The sequence below is a fragment of the Microcystis sp. M179S2 genome, assembly GCF_020245805.1.
Lineage (GTDB): Bacteria > Cyanobacteriota > Cyanobacteriia > Cyanobacteriales > Microcystaceae > Microcystis > Microcystis aeruginosa.
The window spans coordinates 1-3,634 of sequence record NZ_JADBUE010000045.1 but is presented as its reverse complement, the minus strand read 5'-3'; the positions used below and the strand labels follow the sequence as shown (position 1 = coordinate 3,634).

General features: G+C 40.0%; 7 protein-coding genes. All 7 read left to right on the top strand.

What is annotated here, in order from left to right:
* The first annotated feature begins 212 nt into the window (after window positions 1-212).
* The 7 genes from IM500_RS02465 (at window position 213) to IM500_RS02435 (ending at window position 3,547) form a co-directional block, all read left to right on the top strand.
* Window positions 213-674, top strand: a complete 462-nt coding sequence (locus IM500_RS02465) for a hypothetical protein (RefSeq protein ID WP_287737573.1) — start codon at window positions 213-215, stop codon at window positions 672-674.
* Window positions 675-699: 25 nt separating this feature from the next.
* Window positions 700-957, top strand: coding sequence for a hypothetical protein (locus IM500_RS02460; protein WP_287737571.1), 258 nt, complete (start codon window positions 700-702; stop codon window positions 955-957).
* On the top strand, window positions 957-1,250 hold the full coding sequence (locus tag IM500_RS02455; protein ID WP_287737569.1) for a type II toxin-antitoxin system RelE/ParE family toxin: 294 nt from the start codon (window positions 957-959) through the stop codon (window positions 1,248-1,250). Before IM500_RS02460 ends, IM500_RS02455 begins: the two co-directional genes overlap by 1 nt.
* A 57-nt stretch (window positions 1,251-1,307) precedes the next feature.
* Window positions 1,308-1,526, top strand: a complete 219-nt coding sequence (locus IM500_RS02450; protein WP_287737568.1) for a DUF2283 domain-containing protein — start codon at window positions 1,308-1,310, stop codon at window positions 1,524-1,526.
* 184 nt (window positions 1,527-1,710) lie between these two features.
* Window positions 1,711-2,127 (top strand): XisH family protein, encoded by a 417-nt coding sequence (locus IM500_RS02445; protein WP_190718255.1) that lies wholly within the window; start codon window positions 1,711-1,713, stop codon window positions 2,125-2,127.
* The gene (locus IM500_RS02440) at window positions 2,115-2,444 is read left to right on the top strand and encodes a XisI protein (RefSeq protein WP_190718258.1); all 330 of its coding nucleotides are present in this window, start codon (window positions 2,115-2,117) and stop codon (window positions 2,442-2,444) included. Before IM500_RS02445 ends, IM500_RS02440 begins: the two co-directional genes overlap by 13 nt.
* 29 nt (window positions 2,445-2,473) lie before the next feature.
* Window positions 2,474-3,547 carry a DEAD/DEAH box helicase family protein gene (locus IM500_RS02435; RefSeq protein ID WP_242034484.1) on the top strand — a complete coding sequence of 358 codons (1,074 nt, stop codon included), beginning with the start codon at window positions 2,474-2,476 and terminating at the stop codon, window positions 3,545-3,547.
* Window positions 3,548-3,634 lie beyond the last annotated feature (87 nt).

Below are 3,634 nucleotides of genomic sequence, written 5' to 3'. Positions count from 1 at the left end.
GGCGAAAGTCTGTGGACTCTGTGTAAGACAGTACATGGTTTTTTAACTGTGGTATGCGACGGTGGTGGAAGCAGAAACTTAAATCGTGAGGTTTAGGAATCGCCGCACTTTTAGGGCGGCGAGGATGTCAAAAACAATACGCTCATCTGTTCGTCCTTGGCTTTGCGATCGCTCCTAGCGCTCGTCAGTTTGTAGAAAACTGTCAGGATACGGTGGGGATTCCCGCGACTTACATCCAAGCAACTCCAGACCTGCTGATGGGGGATTTACTCAAAAACATGAGGAGTTCCCAGATATTCAGCGTCTGTGGACTGCCAGAGATTAGGATTAATCCCATCCCTGAGGGTAAATATCAAGTGGAGTTATTGGGGTTGGATGTGTTTGACCCGGTTACAATGAAAGTGGACTCGGAACCGGGTAAGAATGTCCCGGCTTGGTTTCTCGATACTGACTACAATGGCCTATGTTTCCACGTCAATCAGGCATTTTTTCCCCGTACCGGCGCTTGGGATTCGATTCAGAAAGCTTTAAAGGGAACCTATGAGGAATCGGTCTGGGAACATCTAGCAGGGACAACCAGCGCAGCTTTTGCAGTGGGAGAACATCGGCAAATTGCCGTTAAGGTGATTGATGATAGGGGGAATGAGTTGTTAGTGGTTAAAAGTTTAAATTAGCTGAGTTAAAGAAAGGAAAACTAATATGAATGCTTACAAAAAATATGTGACAATTGAGCGATCGCATCAGTTAATTTTATCCGATTTACCCTTTCGAGCCGGTCAAAGAGTAGAAATTATTATTTTAGCAGAAGATGGTCAGGAAACTAACCCTCAATTAGAGGAGTTACGGCAAAAAATTGATAGTGCAACCGAGCAAATTTTAGCGGGTAATGTAACCGATGGGGAATTAGTTTTTGAGCAGTTAAAAACAAGATTAAGAGAAGAATATGGCTTAGAATAATGGCAATTTATCAATTCTCCCAAGAGGCAATTAATGATCTTAATGAAATTTGTAATTATCTGGCTCAAAATAATCCACGCTCTGCTAGTAATCTGTTTGATGCGATACGCCAAAAATGTAAATTAGTAGCTAATTTTCCTAATATGGGAAAACGATATGAACAAGTTAGACCTAATTTAAGGGGATTTTTAGTAGGAGATTACATCATTTTTTATAATGTTCATGATGATGGTATTTTTGTCCTGAGAATTGTTAGCGGGTATCGCAATTTAGATAGATTATTTTGTGATTAGGTTCCGATAAAAACAAAGAAAAAACTTATTACACCTACTATTTTTAAAGGAAACAAAATGAAAATTAGCTACGATGCAGAAATTGATGCCCTTTATATTAGACTTGTAGTGGGAAAACATGAATGTCGAAATCTTCAGTTAAACGATGAAATTACCTTAAACCTTGATGATAATGATCTTTTAGTTGGCATTGAAATTCTCGACGCTAAAGATGTTTTAGGAACAGGAAATGTCCCCCAAGTCATCCTTGACAATATTCCATTTCGAGTTGCTTAAAAAGGAGTTAATATGAGACAACCTCAAAACCTGCTAGAAAATTAATCAATCCAAAATCCAAAATCCAAAATCGAAATGTCCTACCCTACGAAGTCAACGAACCCATCCTCAACTCACCTTTTGATGAACCCTTGATGAAGTTAAATCAGCCGTTTATCGAGCTTGCTTATACTTAGAAAATTCTATGTCAGCCAAAGATATTTTTCATCAATCCGTGTGTATTGCTATCGAAAAAGATGGCTGGAATATCACCCATGACACCCTTTATCTTAAAGTCAATGACGTAGAATTTTACATCGACTTAGGTGCGGAAAGATTAATTGCCGCCGAAAAATTAGGTCAAAAAATTGCCCTAGAGATTAAATCTTTTTTAGGCGCATCAGAAGTTACCGAATTTCATCTGGCATTAGGACAAATCCTCAATTATCGGTTAGCATTAAGACAGGAACAACCCGAAAGTATTCTTTATCTAGCCATTCCTCAAGATACCTATGAAGACTTCTTCTCTCGTCAATTTATTCAAGACGCTGTAGCCGAATATCAAATTAAACTTTTAATCTTTAATTCTCTCAAACAAGAGGTGGTATTATGGAAAGAATAAACTACTCTCAACTGATTCAAGACATTCTCACCCAACATTCAGTTAATGACAGCAAAAATGACAGAGAAAATCAACTTATTTTTGACACAAAACGCCATCATTACCAAGTCTTAAATATTGGGTGGAAAGAGCAAAAGCGAATCTATGGTGTGATTATTCATCTTGACATAAAAGATGACAAAATCTGGATTCAAAGAGATGGAACAGAAATCGGCATTGCCAATCAATTAATCGCGGCTGGTGTTCCCAAACAAGATATAGTCTTAGGTTTTCAGGCTCCCTATAAACGCAGTTTAACCGAGTTTGCCTTGAGTTAATACATAAGAAAAAAATCCTAAATAACCCTATGTCCTACGAAGTCAACGAACCGATTCTCAACTCACCCTTTGATGAACCCTCCCGTTATTGGTTCATCCGAGAAGGTTATGAACCGGAATTAAAAGAAGGGAGAAGACCAGCTATTGTCTATCCCCCCCGGGAAGGTGACAGCGAATGGGAATTAGGAAAAGTTCTCAAACTTTCACCCCCCGATGAATTTTTTCCGGGTTATGAAATGACCTTGGTTAACCGCATCAGGAACAAAGTCAAAGAATGGAGAAACGAAAACTATCCCGGGGTCAGTCGTACCACCTTAGAACTATTGGACTATTGGAACCGAGAAGGAAGAGAACATCGCCTATTTTTTGCTCAAAAAGAAGCAGTAGAAACCATCATTTTCCTGATTGAATCACGGGCCGACTTTCGCCAAGGGATTTACATTCCCCAAGACACCCCCATTGACACCACCCTGAAAGCCTTCATCCGCTACGCCTGTAAGATGGCAACTGGAAGCGGTAAAACAACAGTGATGGGGATGTTAGCAGCACGGTCCATCCTCAACAAAGTAGCAGAGCGCAGTAACGCTAAATTCTCCGATGTTGTCCTAATTGTCTGTCCCAATATCACCATTAAAAGCAGATTGCAGGAACTCAACCCCGACAATGGGGAAGCTTCTTTATATCGCACCCGTGACCTCGTACCCTCTCACCTGATGGACAAACTGAGACAGGGTAAAGTCTTGGTGACAAATTGGCATATTTTTGAAAAGCGAACGCCTGCCACTGCCGGTAATGAAACTGCCAAAGTGGTGAAAGTGGGAGTCCCCGTCACTACTAAGGAAACTGTCAGAATTGGCGAACGAAATACCACAGCCAGGGGACAGCGTTATCTAGACTTAGACAGCTATCGACAACAGCGAAATTTAGGTCGGTTAAAAGTCACTGAAGGAGGGGAGAAATATGATACACAGGGAAATTTAAAAGAAGTCAAGGTAGAAATTACCCCCTATTTAGAAAGTGATGCCGCTTGGATTAAACGAATCTTAACCCAAGAAGTGGGGAATAAAGGTAATACCAATTCTCCAAAATGTGACTACAGATAGGCTAGAATATCATATTAGTAGAGTTAAAGGAAAAATATGGCAGGAGTTTATAAGATAGAAATATCTGAAAGTGAAGCAGCACTCAAG

Excerpts from the sequence above, each read along its gene's own strand:
- IM500_RS02450 (WP_287737568.1), top strand. The coding sequence starts at position 1,308 with ATGAAAATTAGCTACGATGCAGAAATTGATGCCCTTTATATTAGACTT.
- IM500_RS02435 (WP_242034484.1), top strand. The coding sequence starts at position 2,474 with ATGTCCTACGAAGTCAACGAACCGATTCTCAACTCACCCTTTGATGAA.
- IM500_RS02440 (WP_190718258.1), top strand. The coding sequence starts at position 2,115 with ATGGAAAGAATAAACTACTCTCAACTGATTCAAGACATTCTCACCCAA.
- IM500_RS02455 (WP_287737569.1), top strand. The coding sequence starts at position 957 with ATGGCAATTTATCAATTCTCCCAAGAGGCAATTAATGATCTTAATGAA.
- IM500_RS02460 (WP_287737571.1), top strand. The coding sequence starts at position 700 with ATGAATGCTTACAAAAAATATGTGACAATTGAGCGATCGCATCAGTTA.
- IM500_RS02445 (WP_190718255.1), top strand. The coding sequence starts at position 1,711 with ATGTCAGCCAAAGATATTTTTCATCAATCCGTGTGTATTGCTATCGAA.